This window comes from Clostridium sp. C2-6-12, assembly GCF_009928485.1.
Classification (GTDB): Bacteria; Bacillota; Clostridia; order Clostridiales; family Clostridiaceae; genus Clostridium.
Genome location: NZ_JAABNP010000009.1, coordinates 142426 through 161183, shown reverse-complemented (window position 1 = coordinate 161183; position 18758 = coordinate 142426). Strand labels below are relative to the sequence as shown.

Sequence of the window (18758 nt, the reverse complement as noted above, 5' to 3'; positions counted from 1 at the left end):
TCCACTATTTTAAGCATTACTTATATTGACTTTTTTAGATTTTTTAATATATAATGTTATTAAATTTTATATTAGCGATGATTAGGAGTATTAGTAATATTCATATCTTAAGAGAGCTGTTGCTTGGTGAAAAACAGTGTTATGTTATTATGAACTTGCCTAGGAGCTTACTTGTTAAAAGCAAGTACGGGTAAATCCGTTAAAATATTAAGTGAGAAGAATTAATTTTATTTTTTCTTCTAATTAAGAGTGGTACCACGGAATATATGCTTTCGTCTCTTTATATAGAGATGGAAGCTTTTTTATTTGTAATTAAATATTTAGGAGGCTTAATAATGGCAAATTACGGAACTAAAATTGATGAAAAATGGCAAAAATACTGGGAAGAGAATGAAACTTACAAGTTTAATCCTGAAAGTTCAGATAAAAAACTTTATACTCTTGAAATGTTCTCTTATCCATCAGGTGCCCAATTACATGCTGGTCACTGGTTTAACTATGGACCAACTGATTCATGGGCAAGACTTAAGAGAATGCAAGGGTATAATGTATTCCAACCAATGGGCTTTGATGCTTTTGGATTACCAGCTGAAAACTATGCAATAAAAACTGGTATTCATCCACAAGATTCTACATTGAAAAATATAGAAACTATGGAAAAGCAATTAAAATCAATGGGTGCTATGTTTAACTGGGAAAATGAAGTAGTTACTTGTCTTCCTGATTACTATAAATGGACTCAATGGTTATTCTTAAAACTATATGAAAAAGGATTAGCTTACAGAAAAAATGCTCCTGTAAACTGGTGTCCATCTTGTAACACAGTTTTAGCTAACGAACAAGTTGTTGATGGTGCCTGTGAGAGATGTAGCACCGAAGTTAAAAAGAAAGACTTAACTCAATGGTTCTTTAAAATAACTGATTATGCTGATGAATTACTTGATCAATTAGATGATTTAGATTGGCCAGAAAAGACTAAATCAATGCAAAAACATTGGATTGGAAGATCTTACGGTGCACAAGTTACTTTCAAGGTTAAGGATTCAGATTTACAATTTGATGTATTTACTACAAGAGCTGATACTTTAAATGGTGTAACTTATGTTGTTTTAGCTCCTGAAAATAAATTAGTTGATCAATTAACATTACCAGAATATAAAGAAGCTGTTGAAAACTATAAAGAAGAAGCTGCAAAACAATCTGATATAGAAAGACAATCTTCTTCAAAAGAAAAATCAGGAGTATTCACTGGTTCTTATGCTATAAATCCTATTAACGGAAAGGTAGTTCCTATTTGGATTGCTGATTATGTATTAGCTACTTATGGTACTGGATGCGTTATGGCAGTTCCTGCTCATGATGAAAGAGACTTTGCTTTTGCAACAAGATTCAATTTACCAATTGAAAGAGTTATAACTGACAAAGAAAATACAAACCCAGAACTTCCTTACTGTGAATATGGCGTTCTTGTTAACTCAGGAAAATTTGATGGTCTAACAACTGAAGAAGGTAAAAAAGCTATAATTGCTGAATTAGAAAAAGATGCACTAGGAGAAATGAAGGTTAACTTCAGATTAAGAGACTGGTTAGTTTCAAGACAAAGATATTGGGGTGCTCCAATTCCAGTTATTTATTGTGACGACTGTGGAATAGTTCCAGTACCTGAAAAGGATCTTCCAGTTGAACTTCCTTATAATGTTGAATTTACTCCAGATGGTAAATCACCATTAGGTAAGTCTGAAGACTTTATCAACACAACTTGTCCTCATTGTGGAAAACCTGCAAAGAGAGAAGCTGATACTTTAGATACTTTCGTTTGTTCTTCTTGGTATTACTTAAGATATGCAGACAATAAAAATACTGATGCACCTTTTGATCCAGAAAAAATCAATAAGATTCTTCCTGTAGATAAATACGTTGGTGGACCAGAACATGCTTGTATGCATTTATTATATGCAAGATTCATCACAAAAGCTTTAAGAGACATGGGCTACTTAAACTTTGATGAACCATTCTCAAGTTTAACTCACCAAGGTTTAATCTTAGGACCAGATGGGCTTAAAATGAGTAAATCAAAAGGAAATACAATTTCTCCTGATGATTATATTAAAGAATATGGTGCTGATGTATTTAGAATGTATTTAATGTTTGGATTTGGATACACTGAAGGTGGAGCATGGAGTGATGACGGAATCAAATCTGTTGGTAAATTCGTAGACAGAATTGAAAGAACTTTAGAAGCTTGCAGAAATGTAATTAACTCAAATGAAAATACTAAAGCTTCTGTAGATTCATCAGAAAAAGAATTAAACTTCTGGAAGCATACTGCTATAAAAGGAGTTACAGAAGATGCAGATAAAATGCAATTTAACACTGCAATTGCAAGACTTATGGAACTTACAAATGCTATTAACAAATATCTTCAAGAAGAAACTAAAAATCCAGCCTTCTTAAAAGATACTATAGCTGATTTCGTAAAACTACTTGCACCATTTGCACCTCACTTTGCTGAAGAACAATGGAGCTTACTTGGAAATACTTCAACAGTATTTAATGAAAGATTGCCAGAATTTGATCCTTCTGCTTTAGTTAAAGATGAAGTTGAAATTGCTATTCAAATTAACGGTAAAATAAAAGCTAAAATCATGGTAGCTTCAAACTTAGATGAAGAAGGCATAAAAGCAGCTTCTTTAGAAAATGAAACTATTAAAGAAAATACTGACGGTAAAACTATAGTTAAAGTAATTGTAATCAAAGGAAGACTTGTTAATATAGTTGTAAAATAATAAAAGTTCCTCCATTAATGATATTTTTTCATTTAATGGAGGAATTTCTATTTTAATTATGTATTTATATTAAAGTTTCAACTTTATATATGTACTTTATATTTTACCTGAAATTTCATTTAATTCTTCAGATAATGAAGTTATTTCTTGTATAGCAGCACTAACTTCTTGAGTTGCTGCAGCTTGCTCTTGACTTGATACCAAAGAGCTTTGACTTTTTTGATTTGATTCTTCTACTTTACTTATTATGTCATGAGTGAGATTATTAATTTTAGAAATAGTATTTTTTGATTGTTCAGATAAATTTCTGATTTCATTAGCAACAACCCCAAAGCCTTTACCAAAATCCCCTGCTCTTGCTGCTTCTATAGATGCATTTAACCCAAGCATTTTAGTTTGATTAGCTATTTGATGTATAAAATTACTAACCTCATTAATTTGTTCTGATAATAATGTTATTTCTTTAATATTATCACTTAGCTTTTGCTCATTCACATGTATTTCTGATGCTGATGCTGCTAATTCTTCAACTGTAGCTGCCATATTTGAAAGACTGTTTTTTAATCTAATGGACATATTCCTAAGGCTTAGTTCAGTTTCCTTAGGTCTAGTTACCATTACAACTCCATCTGCTTCCTTTGTCTTTTCATTAAAATAAGGATATACTAATACTCTAAGAGGTTTCCCATAATCATAAGTATCAATATCTACAACCTTACTTTTCCCAGTTCTTATACATTCATTAACATTTGGGTCTTCTACTATGCTGAAACCTGGCTGAACTTCAGGTATATCAAATTTTTCAGTTGCGAATTTTTCAGTTATTTTTTCCTTATCTGTTATTGTTAAATAAGCTCCGTCTGGAAACAGTTCATCTACAATTGGAGCAAAGTGTTTAAATGCATTATTTAAATCATGCATTATTGGATTTAACATATAAAATACACCAACACTCTCATTATCATCATTAATAATAGGAATAGCTGTTATTTTTAATCTGATTCCATATACTTCTTCAGAGTATTCTTCAGTTACAGTCTTTTTTTCATGATTAGCTTTTAATATTACATTATTCGTATCTACTTTTTTACCTGTTTCAAAGGCTTTAATATTAAACGAACTTGAAGAAATCTGCCAAGTTATATTTTCTCCTTCTAGAATCCCAAATATCCCTTTACTCATTTCATTGGCAATTTGCAATTCTGCCAGATTCTTTATAGTGTTTAACATATTGATATGAATCATTATCTTTTCCTCCCAATAAACAAAAAAATTGTGAAAATATAATTAGAAAAATATATTGTACTAAAAATAGATTGCAATATATTAGTTTATTTTTATATTATTCATTCAATAACAAGAAAGATGTTAATTATAAGAATCTTTAACATCTTTCTTTATTATTTCTATTTTAATCACATTACTCGTATTGTATGATAGCCTTCATGTACAGCAGTAAGAATCTTTCTTGGGGCTTCTGCATCTCCTATAACAGTTAAATCTTGAACCTTTCCTTCTAATTCATTTTCTAATTCATTATTTGGAGAATAACCAGCTGCAATAATAACTGTATCACATTCAAGTATATTATCTTGTCCATCTTTTGTATAATTAATTCCATTTGGAGTTATTTTTGTTACCTTTGCATTGCCTACAATTCCAATATTTCTTTCCTTAATCATTGTTCTCAAGGCTTGATCATTATTTAAGCAATGATCTGCAATTGCTAAAATGTCTCCAAGCATTTCAACTATTGTTACTTCTTCGGCAGTCTCTTTCATATATGCTGCTGTTTCACAGCCTACAAGTCCACCACCAATAACAACAACTTTTTTACCTGGCTTTTTAATTCCTAATAAATAATCACTTGAAGGTGCTGCTGTTTCTATTCCTTCAATTGGAGGCATAAATGCTCTTGAACCAGTAGCGAGTACCACCTTGTCATACTTACCAGCCGCAACAGCATCTGCTGTTGCTTCTTTATTCAAGACAACCTTAACTCCTAATTTTAATACTTGACGTTCCATGTATGTAATTAATCTTAACACATCATGTTTAAAGGTAGGTAAACCTGCTGCCCATAGATTACCACCTAATTTAGATGATTTTTCCCATAACTCTACTTCAAAGCCACGTTTAGCAGCAGTAATAGCAGCTGACATTCCACCAGGGCCACCACCAATAACCAATACAGATTTTTTTGCTTCATTCTTTTCTGAAAGATTGTAATCATCTTCTGCATAGCATAGTGGATTTACAGCACAATAATAATGCTTTCCTGAAAAACCTGCAAGCAAGCATTCATTACATCCAATACAAGGCGCAATATCCATTGTGTTTCCTGCTTTAACTTTATTAGCCCAAGCTGGATCTGCTAGCATTTGATGTCCTAGTACAATATAATCTGTCTTTCCTTCTGTAACAGCTTTTTCAGCTTTTTCAGGATCAAACATTTTTCCTTGTCCAAGAACTGGTAACCCTACTGTTTTCTTAACGGCTTCAACAACATCCATTTGATGTTCTTCTTTTTCATATACTGTAGAGATTGCTTTATGCCAAGCTTCATAGCAGCCAACATCAACATGAAGAGCATCTACATTTGCAGCCTCAAGTATTTTAGCCATTTCTAATCCTTCTTCTAATTCACGTCCGCCTTCAACACGATGAACAGGTGTAAATTTTACAAGTATAGGAAATTTCGGACCAACATTTTTACGAATTGCCTCAATACATTCTAAAGTAAATCTCATACGATTTCTTAACTCTCCACCATATTCATCTGTACGAGTATTCCACTGTCTTGAATGGAATTGATCCAATAAATATCCACCATATGCGTGTAATTCTACTGCATCTGCCCCAGCCATTTTAGCAAGACTAGCTGAAAAACCTAATTTTTCTACAATGTCATGAATCTCTTCTTTTGAAAATGGCTTACATTTTAAATTTGGAAACCAAAAAGCACTACATTCACTTGCTGAATAAGGTGGAGTAAATGGATCTGTAAACTGTTGACGTCCAAGGCCTGGTGAAATTTGAACACATACCTTACTTCCATAATGATGACAACGCTCTATTAACATATTCAAACGCTCAACATGATGAAAATTGCTTAGTTCAGTACAAGGACGTGGTTCATATTTAGTTGTAACAACGTTTGCACCGGTGATAATAAGACCTGTTCCACCTTTAGCACGTTCTTCAAAGTAACGAATTCCTTCTGTACAATACGATCCATCTGCCTCTCCTGTAGTTCCCATAGGTCCCATAACAATACGATTTTTAAGTTTCATACTACCAATTTGTGTTTTCTCAAATAATTTTAACATAAAAATACACCTTCCCCTTACCTTGGTTCTATATTATATTACCACAGTAATATAATATCAATTTGGTAAACAATAGTCAATATGGATTTATTTTATAAAATATGCTATCATATATTTGATTTTGTTTAATCCTTAAGCCAAGCAAAAAATAATAAGTCATTATTGTATATAGTATTTTATTTAGGCTTATTTACAAATTTGGAGGCAATTATGAAAAATAAAACTACTAAAAATTTTATAATAGAAACAGCCAATAAATTATTCCTTGAAAAAGGTTATCAAAACGTTACAGTTTTAGATATCTGCGAAGCTTGTGATATTTCTAAAACTACTTTTTATTATCATCTAAAATCAAAAGAAGATATTATTTTGCATTTTTATGATTCATTAACACATAACATAAGCCAACATCTTATTTCTATCTTTTCTATGGATAATTACTGGGAGCAGTTAATGGTATGCTTTGAATCTCTTGTAGCTGAAGCTTATAAATATGGAACTGATTTTTTCAGCCAAATGATGATTAGCAACTTAAAAGAAGACTTTGGCAGTTATGATCTTAGAGAAGAATTAACTAATATTGCAGTATTAATAATAAAAAAAGGTCAGGAAGCTAATCAGATAAGAAATAAAAGTGATGCTGAAGATTTATATAAAGCCTCTGCTTATGTATTTCTAGGACATGAAGTAACCTGGTGTATTAAAAAAGGTAATTTTGATTGGAAAACAGAAATTCGCAAATCATTAGAAAATATTTATGATGTATCGCCCGAATTCAGAAAAAAATAAGAAGCTAACGTTAAAATTTCTTTTAACGTTAGCTTCTTATTTTTCGAATCTAATCATCTGCATTTAATATCTCTTTAAATTCCATTAATATTCTCTTAACCAAATCTTCATCTAATGGCTTATATTGATCAATATAACCTGATGAATCCAAAGATTCATATGCCTTTTTGCTCATAGCAATCCAGTTTTCTGGAACATACACCCATACTATATCTTCATATTTACAGCTTAATAAAAAATGCTCTATTCCACAAAACGCATACTCTTCAATTTCATGTAACTTCATAAAAAACTTATAATCTTCAACTACATTTGAATTTAATTTATATTTATATATATCTACATAAAAAAAATCAAATTTATCAGGCTTTGCTTTGAAAGCATCTTGATTTAATATTTTTATCTTTTCATTTGGCTTAAAATTTTGATTATATAATTTAATTACTTCTTCACTTATTTCATATACTATTACTTCCTGAACATCGCACCTTTTAGCAATTTCCTGAACCACATATCCTATTCCAAGTCCTACTATACCAACTTTTCCATATGCACAATGAATCGCACCATAAGCACTTTCTATTTCTTTTGGAGTAAGCTGCATTAGCTTATTGTCATCTTTGTATAATTCAATGACATCTATGTTATAATCTTCTTTATTTTCATACATATATCCATGTAAATTTTGCTTTTTTATGATATTTTTTGTTATTGTATAATTACCACAAGTTCCCGAACCAATTAGCTTATTATACCGTTTCATCTCTTGGAACACAAAATTTTTATTATATGGTTTCATAGTAATTCCCCTTCTAGAAATATTTAAATCAAAAGTTTTATTGTACAATTTACATTTATATATTTAATAAACCATACTATAATAGCATATTATTTACAATAATATAACCACTAATATTAACTTTTTATTTTGACATATATATGCTATACTTACGTTAATGATTGAAATATCATTAATATTTTTTTAAAGTAGGTGTTTATATGAAAAATGTTACTATAAGTCAAGAGGCTTATGATGAATTTAAATCTTTCTTAGAAGAAAATAAAATCACTGATTTTAATATTAGAATAAATTTTGCAGGTTTCGCATGCAGCGGTCCTATTTTTAATATATCTGTTTCTGAAGCAACTGATGCTGATGAAGTTGAAAAAATCAATGATATTACATTTATGTATGAAAAAAGCTTAACAGATCAATTTGGTGGTTTCATTATACTTTCTTCTGAAGAAAATGAAGGTAATGGATTAAGCTTGAAACCAGTTATCCAACCTGAAAGTGGATGCGGTGGTTCTTGTGCTGGATGTCACTAAACCTTAAGTGAAAATCCAAATTTTATATTTGGATATTTGAACTTACTCAGCGACCAAAGGGAGTCGAGTTTCCTTAATCAAATAGTGTAGAATAAATGCTAGAATATCTATCATTTATTCTACATTTTTTATTTCCTCATTTTGTGCTTCTATTTTCCATTGCACATTGATATAATCATTACTTATTTCATATATATTTTGTAACATATCTACCCAATAATGCTCTTTTATAACTAGCTTTTCTTTTTCTTCACCTTTTATTCCCTTTAACTTCTCTTCATTAAATTTATTAAAACTTTCATATATTCTTGACGAAATCTCATACATATATTTAAAAGATTCTAAATCTTCCCCTTCTAATTGCAATTTATTTCTTTCATTTTTCATTTCCCTATTTAAAGTAGATAGCATATATTCTTTTATTTTTCCATGTATATCATTTTCTACTATCTTATTTGTTTTTATATTTTTAGAAAATATAAATTTAGAATTTTGCGTGTATTGCCCGTATTGCTGCCATAATTCCATTATTTCACTAGACATTCCATCATAGTTTTTATAAAGCTTTAACATCTCTTCATTCTTTATACTTCCAGCTTCAATACTCTTTGCTAATATATCCATATTTTTTTCATTTCTCTGTTTGAAATCTTCTATATTAAGATAGGCTTGTTGGTCTACCTTATATTTATAATCATTTAATTTTATTATGGAATATATATTTACTATTACACTTACTATAAGAACTACGGAGATTATCATAACATAATCTATGTTTTTAAATCCTTTTACCAAGAAGTATCCCTCCTGCCTTACAATTCATTTTAACATATAAGCTTATATTTGCATATTTAAAGTTAATTTTAATTAATTATACTTTTCTAATTAAAGTAACATATTCTGATAAAATAGTTATTATTTGATGTAGTTTATTTAATAAACTACATTAACTTACCTAGCCCAATCATGTATAGCTTCATTAATCATTTTTAATCCTATATTTCCTTCTACAATTTCTCTTTCTTCGGTATTTATTCTTTTTATCTCACCATAAGAATTTTTTAAAGACAAATCTTCATTTCCTGAAATTACCCATATTGTGTTCTTATTTATAGGTTTAACCTTTAATTCTTTTTCACCAACACCATCTGTAAAATAAATCAATACTGACTTTCTTAAATTATTATCTGCAATATATTGAAATACTGGTGAAAATTCTGTTGCCCCGTTATCTTTAACTCTTTTTCTTATATCTTTTTCACCTGTAAGTTTATATATACTCCGTATTTCATTGTCACATTCAATAATTGTTACTTTACTTTTTGATATTGATGCTATAGACAATATCTCTATAAGTATTTTATGTATATCCTCTTCCTTCATGCTTGCACTTATATCAATAGCTACAATAAGTTCTGTTTCATTTTTAGGAAGTCTTCCTCTTAAATCTAGCCTATCTGGCTGTCTTCTATCTTTTCTTGTTATTGTCTTTTTATATCCTGCTTTTACAGCTGGCAGAATATTTCTAAGTACCTCTTGCCAAGATATTTCTGGCTTTTTCTCATAAGCTAAAATTATATTTTCTAATCCCTTTGGAGTATCTTTGCTATATGCACTTAATGCTGTCTTTTTAGTTAAGCTTTTAATATCCTCTTCACTTAACTCTATTTCATCCCATAGCTCATGCGCTTTTGTAATGTCTAATTCATATTTTATATCATCGTCCTTGGTGATTTTATTTTCTTTAATCCTTGATTTAATTGATTTATATATTTTTTCTGCATACTCTTCAATACTTTTGTTTTCTTCAAGAAATATTTTATACTCCATATTTACGCCTGCAAGTTTCTTGCTAAAACCAGGAAGATCTTTTATGTATTGATTAACTGAAATATCAAGAGCAACACTTATGGCTTCTTTATTAACTTTATTTTTAAGCTTTTTTTCCCTTTCAAAATGTGAATTCATTATATGATATATTTCATGTTTAAACAGTGCACCCATTTCTTTTCTAGTGCAGTTTAAAAAGAAAAATGGATTAAAATACATATTAAAGCCTTCACGTTTAGGAATAGTAGCAATTGGCACTGTCAAACTAAGATCTATACCACGTTTTACTCTAAGCATAAATTGTCCAAAAAATATATCCTGAGTTTGCAGTAAATATAATATTACATCTTGAACTAGTTCAAAAAAGCGATTTTTATAATCACCATTAGAAATTAATTTTTCTTCTAATGAATACGCCTCTTTTAAAAGCTGCTGTCTTCTTTCTTCAAAATCCATATATGCTGCTCCTTTCTTTATTTTTAACTACTTTAAATTATACACTAATTTGGCTTTATCATTAATTACAACTTAAATATATTGAAGAATGCTTCTAAAAATTCGTCTTTGTCTAACAATTTTTCATATATTCCATCTTTAGAATCTCTTTTTACTTCTTTCATTATTCCAAGTCTTAGATCCCTAGGATACAAATCTAATAAATTAGAAAACAACTCCAAATTTCTATCTTCAGGCTTATTTTCTATATATCTAAATGAATTTTTAGCCAATATGTATAATCTCGAATGACTTTCTTTTTTGACCTTTTCCTTCAATTCAAAATCTAAAATCTCATTAGCAAAAATGTCTTCAACACTTATTAATGGCTTTTTTAAGTTTATTAAGAAACTTCCAAAATCATTCGCAATATTTATTCCTACATTCCCTTTTACAGCATTTAAAAATATGTCAAAGGAATACTTTTCTTTATTTTTTAAATATACATCATAAGCTTTAGAAATTCTTTCCCAGCTTCTTGGTGTAGGTTTAATTGTTTCATCTGAATTAGGCATATGTAGATATTCTGGAAAAGTAGATAAAAATTCTATAATATGTTCATTTATATTTCCATCTTGACTCATTCCCCACTTAATCCATTCCTTAATATCCGAATCAAGCTTTACCCATACAAATCTATCTTCTTGGGCTGGATCCATATCTACTACATCATATCTACTATTATAAAAACCATCATTCTTATTTGATGGATTCATAGCTGCAATAACCTTAACCCTTTCATCTAATATATAACCGTTAATTTCTCTGTTTAAAATCAAATTCATAAGCTCTTGAGCTACTGCATGATCACATCTATTTAATTCATCTATAAATAAGATTACATTTCTATTTTCATCTTCTTTTAATGCTTTTTTAATTTCAATAAGCTTATTGTGAGTTGCATAGACAGTTGCTCCATTTTCAACTACAGGCAGCCCACCTATTTCTCCTTCTTTTAATAAATTAGCATCTATTGTAACTAAATAATCCCCATTGCTTTTAGCTATATATTTAACTAATGAAGTCTTTCCAATTCCACTTTCTCCTATAATTAAAGGTACATCATTTGATGCAACAATTAAATCTACAGTCTTTAAACATTCTGAATAATTCAAACTTTTCACCTCTAAATCTATTATTTAATTAATAATGAATAATTTAAGTGCATAATCATTCACCGCTTATGATAGTTTATAATCTACAAGCAGTTTTTTAGCCTTTTTACTTCCATATTGATTAACGAAATTAATCTTATCCATTTCTAAAATTTCTAATTCTAAAAAATCTTCAATATACTTTTTATCAATATTTTCCTCTTTAATCTTTTCTCCAACTATTTCAACTACTAGTTCTACATCTATACTCTCAAAAATATACTTAACTACATTTATGTTTTCTCCAATAAATGCTTTTACTTCATCTAGATCATAATTAGAAATATAATTTATTGCCTCACCATTTGCTTTTATAGCTTCTACTTTTACTTTCAAAGTTGGATTTTTTATAAACTTAATGGCTGCATAATAATTTCTAATAGCCGTAAGTTGAACTTCCTCTGATGGATTTTCTATATACTTAATTGCATCATAATCCTTTGCTACTGCTAAAAGTTGAAGTTTTTCACTTGGATTTTTTACAAATTGTATAGCCCATCCTTTTGTCTTTACAGCTTCTTCAACTATTTCTTCACTTGGATTCTTTATTAACTCTAAAGAATTCCACAAACTTCTAACACACATAACTCCAATTTCAGCATCAACCTTATCAATATATTTAACACTTAAAGGAGTGCTTTTAATTGCTTGCTTAATTACTTCTTTACTTGGATTTTTAATAAATCTAATATTGTTTCCATTATTTTTTACTATAAACAATTCTAATTCTTCATCCCTATCAGAAATCTCTTGAATAAATTCAGGATTATTTTTCAATCTTGTTAGCATTTCATCTCTATTCATATATTATCTCCTTTGCAACAAATCAATAATTAGTTATTGATTATTCATTAACTAATATGCATAAAGCTATGTTTGATATCTTTATCAAACATAGCCCCTCTTAATCTCTATATTTTTCAACTTCTCTTTTTACAGAAAATAACAAACTATTTAATTCCCACACTTCTCCTTCTTCTATTAGTTTGTTTAAGGTTTTTTGATACCTAGCTGCTTCAGTTTCTTTTCCTAAAGAAATTAACGTCAATAATAAATTCATTATATTAGAAATCAAACTAGACTTAACCTCAAACAACTTTTGAGCATCTTTAATTTCATCTTTAATTTGAAGCATTTCTTCATCTAATCTAAAAGCCGCATCAGCTGATCTCTTAAGCTTTTCCTGTAATTCGTCAGGAATATGCTGCTTATACTTATAATTTAACGAATGTTCTATTGTAGCCCAGAAATTCATAGCTAACGTTCTTATTTGAAATTCAGCTAAAATTTCAACCAAACCCTCTGCCATATTTACAGGGTACTTAATTATCATATGATAACTTCTATATCCACTTTCTTTAACATTTCTCACGTAGTCTTTTTCATAAAGAATCTGCATATCCTTACGGCTTCTAAGAATTTCTACAACAGTATCTATATCATCAACAAACTGGCACATTATTCTTATGCCTGCAATATCCTCAAGCTCATACCTGATTCTATCTATAGGAATTTCAAATTTATTAGCCTTCTCCAGCATACTTGATACTTCTTTTACTCTTCCTGTCACAAATTCTATAGGTGAATACTCACTCTTTTTTCTATATTCTTTTCTAATTGATTTTAATTTAACCTTTAGCTCTTCTACAGCTTGCTCATAAGGCATTAAAAAAATCTTCCAGTCATTTATTGCCATAATACCACCCTTTAACAAAGCATAATCCCCAAAATGTAGGTAGAATCTTTAATATAATCACTGCTTTTATAAACTCATCATAATTTCTAAGCTTCATACCTTTTCATTATAACAAAAACTTTAAATTATGTGTATTTAATTTTATTATATTGGTTATTTATTGTATCAATTACATTACAATTACTAAAAATTAAATTTATTCATTAAGTTGAAAATTTTTTCATAACCTATTTATGTACACATTTAATATGGTATAATTAGTTCATAATATTAATTTTTTGTTAATGTACTTTAATGAGGTGACTAAATTATGAACGATACCGACGTACTAAATCATCTATTTGACAAACAGATAATTTGTCCTGTTTGCAATTCACATTTTAAGGCTAAGACTGTAAAATCTAAGTCACCAAGAGTTATTTCAAAGGATTCAGATTTTTTTATAAGATATTCTGGAGTAAATCCATACTTTTATGATGTTATTTTATGTAATTCTTGTGGTTATGCTGCTATGAGATCCGATTTTGATAATATTAAAACATATAAAAAAGAACTTGTTTTAAGCAATGTAACACCAAAGTGGAAACCAAGAGAATATCCTGATATTCTAGATGAAAATTTAGCAATAGAACGTTATAAATTAGCTTTATTAAATGCTCTGCTTCTTAATCTTGCAGATAGCACAAAGGGCATGCTTTCATTAAAAATCGCTTGGATGTATAGACTTTTAAATAACACAGACCAAGAAAAAGTATTTTTAGCTCAAGGTCTTGAAGGCTTTAATAATGCTTATATATATGAAGTTTTCCCTATTTATGGATTACAAAGGGATTCTTTAATGTATCTGCTAGGTGACTTAAATAGAAGATTAGGAAATTATCCAGAAGCATTACAATGGTTTTCAAAAACTATTGTTAGTGTTAACTCTTCATATAAAGTTAAGGAAATGGCTCGTACTGGTAGAGACTTAATCAAAACTGAAAGTCTTTAGAAATATATTTTTTATTTATAATAGGGGGAATATAGCATGGGAATTTTTAAAAACAATAAAAAAACAAAGGATGAGATGCCACAAATTTCTCAAATCGAAACAAATAACAATGTAGTTAAACACGATTTAAGTAGCAATAAGATTAACGAGTTAAAAAATACTTCTGCTAGTATAAATAGCTCTATAAAAGAGATTTCAGCATCAGCATCAAACTTAGTATCCTCAACCGAATCTCAAACAAAGGAACTTCGTAATGCCAAAAATATGTTATCTAATTTCAGTTCAAATATGGAAGACTTAGCAATCAACATCACTAATGTTCACATAAAGGTCTTAGATACAGATCATTTGGCCGATACAGGTTTAAGTACAATTGGACACTTGGATACATCACTTACTGAACTTCAAGATGCCTTCACAGTTTCAACTTCAACAGTAAATGCCTTAGTATCAAAGCTAGAATCAGTTAATAGCATAACTGATTCCATAAGTCAAATAGCAACTCAAACAAATCTTTTATCCTTGAATGCTGCTATAGAAGCTGCTAGAGCTGGTGAAGCTGGTAAAGGTTTTTCGGTTGTTGCTGGAGAAGTTAGAAAACTTGCTGAAAATTCAAAACTTGCTGTTCAAAGTATAACTAATATACTTGAAGAAATTAAAGTTGATATTTTAAAAGCATCTAACGCTATGAATTCTGGTAATTCAGCTTTAACTACTCAATATAACTCTTTAGAAGAAGCAAAAAGCAGCTTCTCTGACATAAAATCTTCTATCGAAGAAGCTACTGATGAAATCAACACATGTATAGTGCATTTAACTACCGCCTCTGAAGCAAAAGATAATGTTATCTCTTCTGTTGAAAACATTAGTAATTTATTCTTAGAACATGAAGCTCTATCTCAAGAAATTGCTTCTCATCTTCACGATCAGGAAATTGCTATTAAAAATATAGATAAAGCAATATCAGACTTGTAATTACATAAAATAATGCTATGCACAAACAAAAAGCTTAACTACTCAAAATCATTATAAATAAGCTCTCTAAGTTTAAATACTTAGAGAGCTTATTTATAATATTCTTTTAGGATTAAAATCAAGATAATCTGCTGAAGTTAGTATATATTCAACATTTTCAAAATAGCCATTCAACAATTTTCCTAGTAACACAGGCCCATGTAAATGTCCATATATGACCTTTTCTACTTTATATTCTTTTATTATCTTTGTAAATTCAGACTCTTCAAATTTTTCATTTGTAGGAGGATAATGAAGCATAACTATAAACTTTTCAAAACCTTGCTTCTTAGCCGCTTCTAAAGAAAGCCTTAACCTTATCTGCTCTCTATTATATATTTTTTCATCTTTTATAGTATATTTATCTCCCCCTGGGCATATCCACCCCCGAGTTCCACATATAGCGTAATCCTCATAAACATAAAAGTTATTTTGAAGAAACTTAGTATTTTCGTACAACTTATTTAACTTAGAAATACTTCCCCACCAATAATCATGATTGCCTTTACTAATTATCTTTTTTCCTGGTAGTTCAGCTATCCAATCTAGGTCATATTTACTGTCTTCTGCTTTTAAAGACCAAGAAATGTCTCCAGCTATAAGCACCATATCCTCTTCTTTTATTTTACTAAGCCAATTTTCTTTTATTTTATTGCAGTGATCCTTCCACTTATCCCCAAAAATATCCATTGGCTTTTCAACATTGAATCCTAAATGCAAATCTGAAATAGTATAAAGTGCCATTTATTTATCACCTTTCCATAGCGCATATGAAAGAAAATAACAGTAAAATTGAATTCTATGCCTTATAACTCAATTTATTTCTTGTTATTTTCCAGAATTACTTCATATTATCGCTTCTTATCTATATCTGTAATAAATGCTATTACATGTGCTACAGCTTCATATAGCTCTGTAGGAATTTCATTTCCAACATCTACATTACATAATAAATCAGTTAATTCTTTATTATATGCTATTGGTACATTATTTTCCTCAGCCTTTTCAATAATTTTATCTGCAATATGTCCCATTCCTGATGCTGTAACTATTGGAGCGTCGCTATTAAATTCATATTTTAATGCCACTGCCTTTTTTCTCTGATTCATCTTCTTGCACACTCCCCTTTTGACAGTTAACAATGTACAATTAACAGTTTTCGATGAAATTGCTCTGCAATTTCTAAAATATACTTAAAAATTTCAAAGAGACTTTTCCATTTAACTCTTAATTCTTAACTATAAACTAATCAAAGTTCTTATTTGTAGGAAAGTTCCGTATTGTAGGAAAGTTCCGTATTGTAGCATAGCTACTCTTTTATAAGTGTAACTCTTAACTAATTTAATTATACTTTAATATCAATTGTAGAAATAGTCAAATCATTAAAGAAATTTCTACAACTTACTAAATCAACTGGCTTTTCCCTGGCTGATACAGTTACATTAACTAATAGTCCTAAGGAAGACAAACCATTAACTAATTTAGATTTATTATTGTTTAAGACTGACATAAAATTATTCTCACATTTTAAGTTTACATCAATCCTATTCTCTTTCATAGTTAAATATCCATCAACATCTCCTAAATTTATTGTCTTTACACTAACAACCATTTTAGTATTAGTAGAATCTATCTTTTTACCATCTTTTCTATTATCCTTTATTATAAGTTGACATGGATATTCTGTATTTTCTGCTTTTATAGGCATATTTAAATAATAATATTCATTACTTATAGAGTTAAAAACCTTAAAATCATTTATATTCGATTTTATCAAATTCATTACCTTATCGCTTACATCTTTTAATTCTGTTTGATTTATTAAATTTTTAACTATATCTCTTACATTATCAATCTTATTTTTCATATCTACCTTTATTGCTTCTGCAGGTTCTAAATTTCCTTTTGCCAAAGTTTCAAAATTTAGTTTTCCAAATGTATCTTTTGCTACATTGGCTTCTTTTATAATATTCGAAGAAACTTCTTTAGGTTGAATATTATTTTTATCACTAACTATATTTTCCTGTGCAACAGGCTTTTCTGCTATTTTATTATTAAAGGCTTCTTTAAATGCTTTAAATTCCTGATCTGTAAGTTTAACTTCTTTACCATCTATGCTACTTAACAAACCTTCCAATTTTGTTTTATTGGTTGATTCTATAAGACGTTCAGCTTGAGTCTTTGCTGTATCTATATTTGTATTTGTCAAACTATTTCCCATTGTGTCTTTTATTAATTTAACAATTTCTTTATTCTCTAGCTTCTCATTCAATGAAGCTGAAAGATTTATTTTTTCATTTTTAACTTGATTATTTTCTTTTCCAGCATTTTTTTGAACAATATCTAGTTCGCTATCTTCACTTCTTGCCAAAGTTTTAAGTACATCTAAAACATTTATTTTCTTTGACAATGGATCATTTTCATTATAAGCTTTTGATGCAAATGCAGTAGTGTTATCTGTATAATTTTTCAATATATTGGCTTCCTTATTTACTAATTTACTATCCATTATACTTTCAAAGTTATTCTTAGACACATTATTTTCAATATCAAGCTCGTTTAATGAATTTCTTATTTTAAATAAAATTTGCTCTATTGACTCTCCACCCTTAAATAACTTATTAAAGCTAGATATATTTTCCTCTGAAAAATCTAAATTATTCTCTACAAATGCAAGTATATCTTCTTGAGTCATAGTTTTAAACTCATTAAAAAATTTTGTCAACATTTCTTTAACAGCTTGACCCTGATCACTATTAATTGGAATATCCTTACTTTGAAGATATGTTTGAATAAAAGAATCTATTTCTCTTGGATTAGCAGACATTTTTTCATTAAATTGAAATAGGCCTCTAATTTGATTAATATTATCTCTAGTTAAAGAAATATTATGTTTAACCATTTTCTTTAATATATCAATATCTTCTTTTGAAAGTCCTTCTTTTTCAATAACTTCTTGGAAGTTTTCATCTCCAATAGTTTCATCTTCTGTAGCCCCATCAACTAATTTTAAATTTAGCTTTCCATTTTGAAATCCTTCTACTTGGAATTTAACTAACTTAATATCATCTAAATTTACATTGCCCTCAAGTTCTGCAATAAATTGCCATCCATCAGCAAGCTTTATAGTAACATCTTTTCCATCACCTTTTTCAACGATTCTTCCTGTAAATCGCTCCCCTACTTCAAAAGTTAATTTGCTAGAAACTTTTTTTGTATTTACATTATATCCATTATTAATATTCCAAATTCCTGGCATAATATCTTCTCCCCTACAACGTACACTTCAATTTATTCTAATATACTTATCGTATAAATGAACCATAAATGAACTATAAATTAACT

At 29.0% G+C, this 18758-nt stretch carries 16 protein-coding genes and 1 other annotated feature; of the genes, 5 read left to right on the top strand and 11 right to left on the bottom strand.

Features of this window, described 5'->3' with window-relative positions:
- The first annotated feature begins 68 nt into the window (after nucleotides 1-68).
- Nucleotides 69-283: a binding site (T-box leader), on the top strand.
- Nucleotides 284-335: 52 nt separating this feature from the next.
- A complete protein-coding gene (gene leuS, locus GXK56_RS09895; protein ID WP_160687293.1) occupies nucleotides 336-2786 on the top strand; it encodes a leucine--tRNA ligase in 2451 nt (816 codons plus the stop codon).
- A gap of 96 nt (nucleotides 2787-2882) precedes the next feature.
- Here the strand turns inward: leuS and GXK56_RS09890 are convergent, their stop codons facing one another.
- Both GXK56_RS09890 and GXK56_RS09885 read right to left on the bottom strand, forming a co-directional pair.
- Complete coding sequence (locus tag GXK56_RS09890) at nucleotides 2883-4031, bottom strand: methyl-accepting chemotaxis protein (protein ID WP_160687292.1); 1149 nt, start codon at nucleotides 4029-4031, stop codon at nucleotides 2883-2885.
- Nucleotides 4032-4201: 170 nt separating this feature from the next.
- Nucleotides 4202-6115 (bottom strand): NAD(P)/FAD-dependent oxidoreductase, encoded by a 1914-nt coding sequence (locus GXK56_RS09885; protein WP_160687291.1) that lies wholly within the window; start codon nucleotides 6113-6115, stop codon nucleotides 4202-4204.
- 210 nt (nucleotides 6116-6325) lie between these two features.
- Between GXK56_RS09885 and GXK56_RS09880 the strand changes: the two genes are divergently transcribed.
- Complete coding sequence (locus tag GXK56_RS09880) at nucleotides 6326-6904, top strand: TetR/AcrR family transcriptional regulator (protein WP_160687290.1); 579 nt, start codon at nucleotides 6326-6328, stop codon at nucleotides 6902-6904.
- Nucleotides 6905-6953: 49 nt separating this feature from the next.
- Here the strand turns inward: GXK56_RS09880 and GXK56_RS09875 are convergent, their stop codons facing one another.
- On the bottom strand, nucleotides 6954-7703 hold the full coding sequence (locus tag GXK56_RS09875) for a class I SAM-dependent methyltransferase (RefSeq protein WP_160687289.1): 750 nt from the start codon (nucleotides 7701-7703) through the stop codon (nucleotides 6954-6956).
- A gap of 200 nt (nucleotides 7704-7903) precedes the next feature.
- Here GXK56_RS09875 and GXK56_RS09870 point away from each other — a divergent pair, with 200 nt between their 5' ends.
- Complete coding sequence (locus GXK56_RS09870) at nucleotides 7904-8233, top strand: HesB-like protein (protein WP_160687288.1); 330 nt, start codon at nucleotides 7904-7906, stop codon at nucleotides 8231-8233.
- Nucleotides 8234-8347: 114 nt separating this feature from the next.
- On the opposite strand, the gene GXK56_RS09865 is transcribed toward GXK56_RS09870, so the two are convergent.
- The 5 genes from GXK56_RS09865 to GXK56_RS09845 form a co-directional block, all read right to left on the bottom strand.
- Complete coding sequence (locus GXK56_RS09865; protein WP_160687287.1) at nucleotides 8348-9028, bottom strand: hypothetical protein; 681 nt, start codon at nucleotides 9026-9028, stop codon at nucleotides 8348-8350.
- 156 nt (nucleotides 9029-9184) lie between these two features.
- Nucleotides 9185-10519: a VWA-like domain-containing protein gene (locus GXK56_RS09860; protein ID WP_160687286.1), complete on the bottom strand. Its 1335-nt coding sequence runs from the start codon at nucleotides 10517-10519 to the stop codon at nucleotides 9185-9187.
- Nucleotides 10520-10584: 65 nt separating this feature from the next.
- The gene (locus GXK56_RS09855) at nucleotides 10585-11673 is read right to left on the bottom strand and encodes an AAA family ATPase (RefSeq protein WP_160687285.1); all 1089 of its coding nucleotides are present in this window, start codon (nucleotides 11671-11673) and stop codon (nucleotides 10585-10587) included.
- A gap of 66 nt (nucleotides 11674-11739) precedes the next feature.
- Nucleotides 11740-12516, bottom strand: a complete 777-nt coding sequence (locus tag GXK56_RS09850) for a hypothetical protein (protein WP_160687284.1) — start codon at nucleotides 12514-12516, stop codon at nucleotides 11740-11742.
- Nucleotides 12517-12616: 100 nt separating this feature from the next.
- The gene (locus GXK56_RS09845) at nucleotides 12617-13408 is read right to left on the bottom strand and encodes a GTP pyrophosphokinase family protein (protein ID WP_160687283.1); all 792 of its coding nucleotides are present in this window, start codon (nucleotides 13406-13408) and stop codon (nucleotides 12617-12619) included.
- 310 nt (nucleotides 13409-13718) lie between these two features.
- Here GXK56_RS09845 and GXK56_RS09840 point away from each other — a divergent pair, with 310 nt between their 5' ends.
- Both GXK56_RS09840 and GXK56_RS09835 read left to right on the top strand, forming a co-directional pair.
- Nucleotides 13719-14399, top strand: a complete 681-nt coding sequence (locus tag GXK56_RS09840) for a DUF2225 domain-containing protein (RefSeq protein ID WP_160687282.1) — start codon at nucleotides 13719-13721, stop codon at nucleotides 14397-14399.
- A 36-nt stretch (nucleotides 14400-14435) separates the two neighbouring features.
- Entirely contained in the window at nucleotides 14436-15374 is a 939-nt protein-coding gene (locus tag GXK56_RS09835; protein WP_160687281.1) for a methyl-accepting chemotaxis protein, read from the top strand.
- Nucleotides 15375-15467: 93 nt separating this feature from the next.
- On the opposite strand, the gene GXK56_RS09830 is transcribed toward GXK56_RS09835, so the two are convergent.
- The 3 genes from GXK56_RS09830 to GXK56_RS09820 all read right to left on the bottom strand — a co-directional run bounded on the left by GXK56_RS09830 (nucleotide 15468) and on the right by GXK56_RS09820 (nucleotide 18672).
- A complete protein-coding gene (locus tag GXK56_RS09830) occupies nucleotides 15468-16157 on the bottom strand; it encodes a metallophosphoesterase (RefSeq protein WP_160687280.1) in 690 nt (229 codons plus the stop codon).
- A gap of 107 nt (nucleotides 16158-16264) precedes the next feature.
- Nucleotides 16265-16522, bottom strand: coding sequence for an EscU/YscU/HrcU family type III secretion system export apparatus switch protein (locus tag GXK56_RS09825; RefSeq protein WP_160687279.1), 258 nt, complete (start codon nucleotides 16520-16522; stop codon nucleotides 16265-16267).
- Nucleotides 16523-16758: 236 nt separating this feature from the next.
- Nucleotides 16759-18672, bottom strand: a complete 1914-nt coding sequence (locus tag GXK56_RS09820; RefSeq protein WP_160687278.1) for a flagellar hook-length control protein FliK — start codon at nucleotides 18670-18672, stop codon at nucleotides 16759-16761.
- Nucleotides 18673-18758 lie beyond the last annotated feature (86 nt).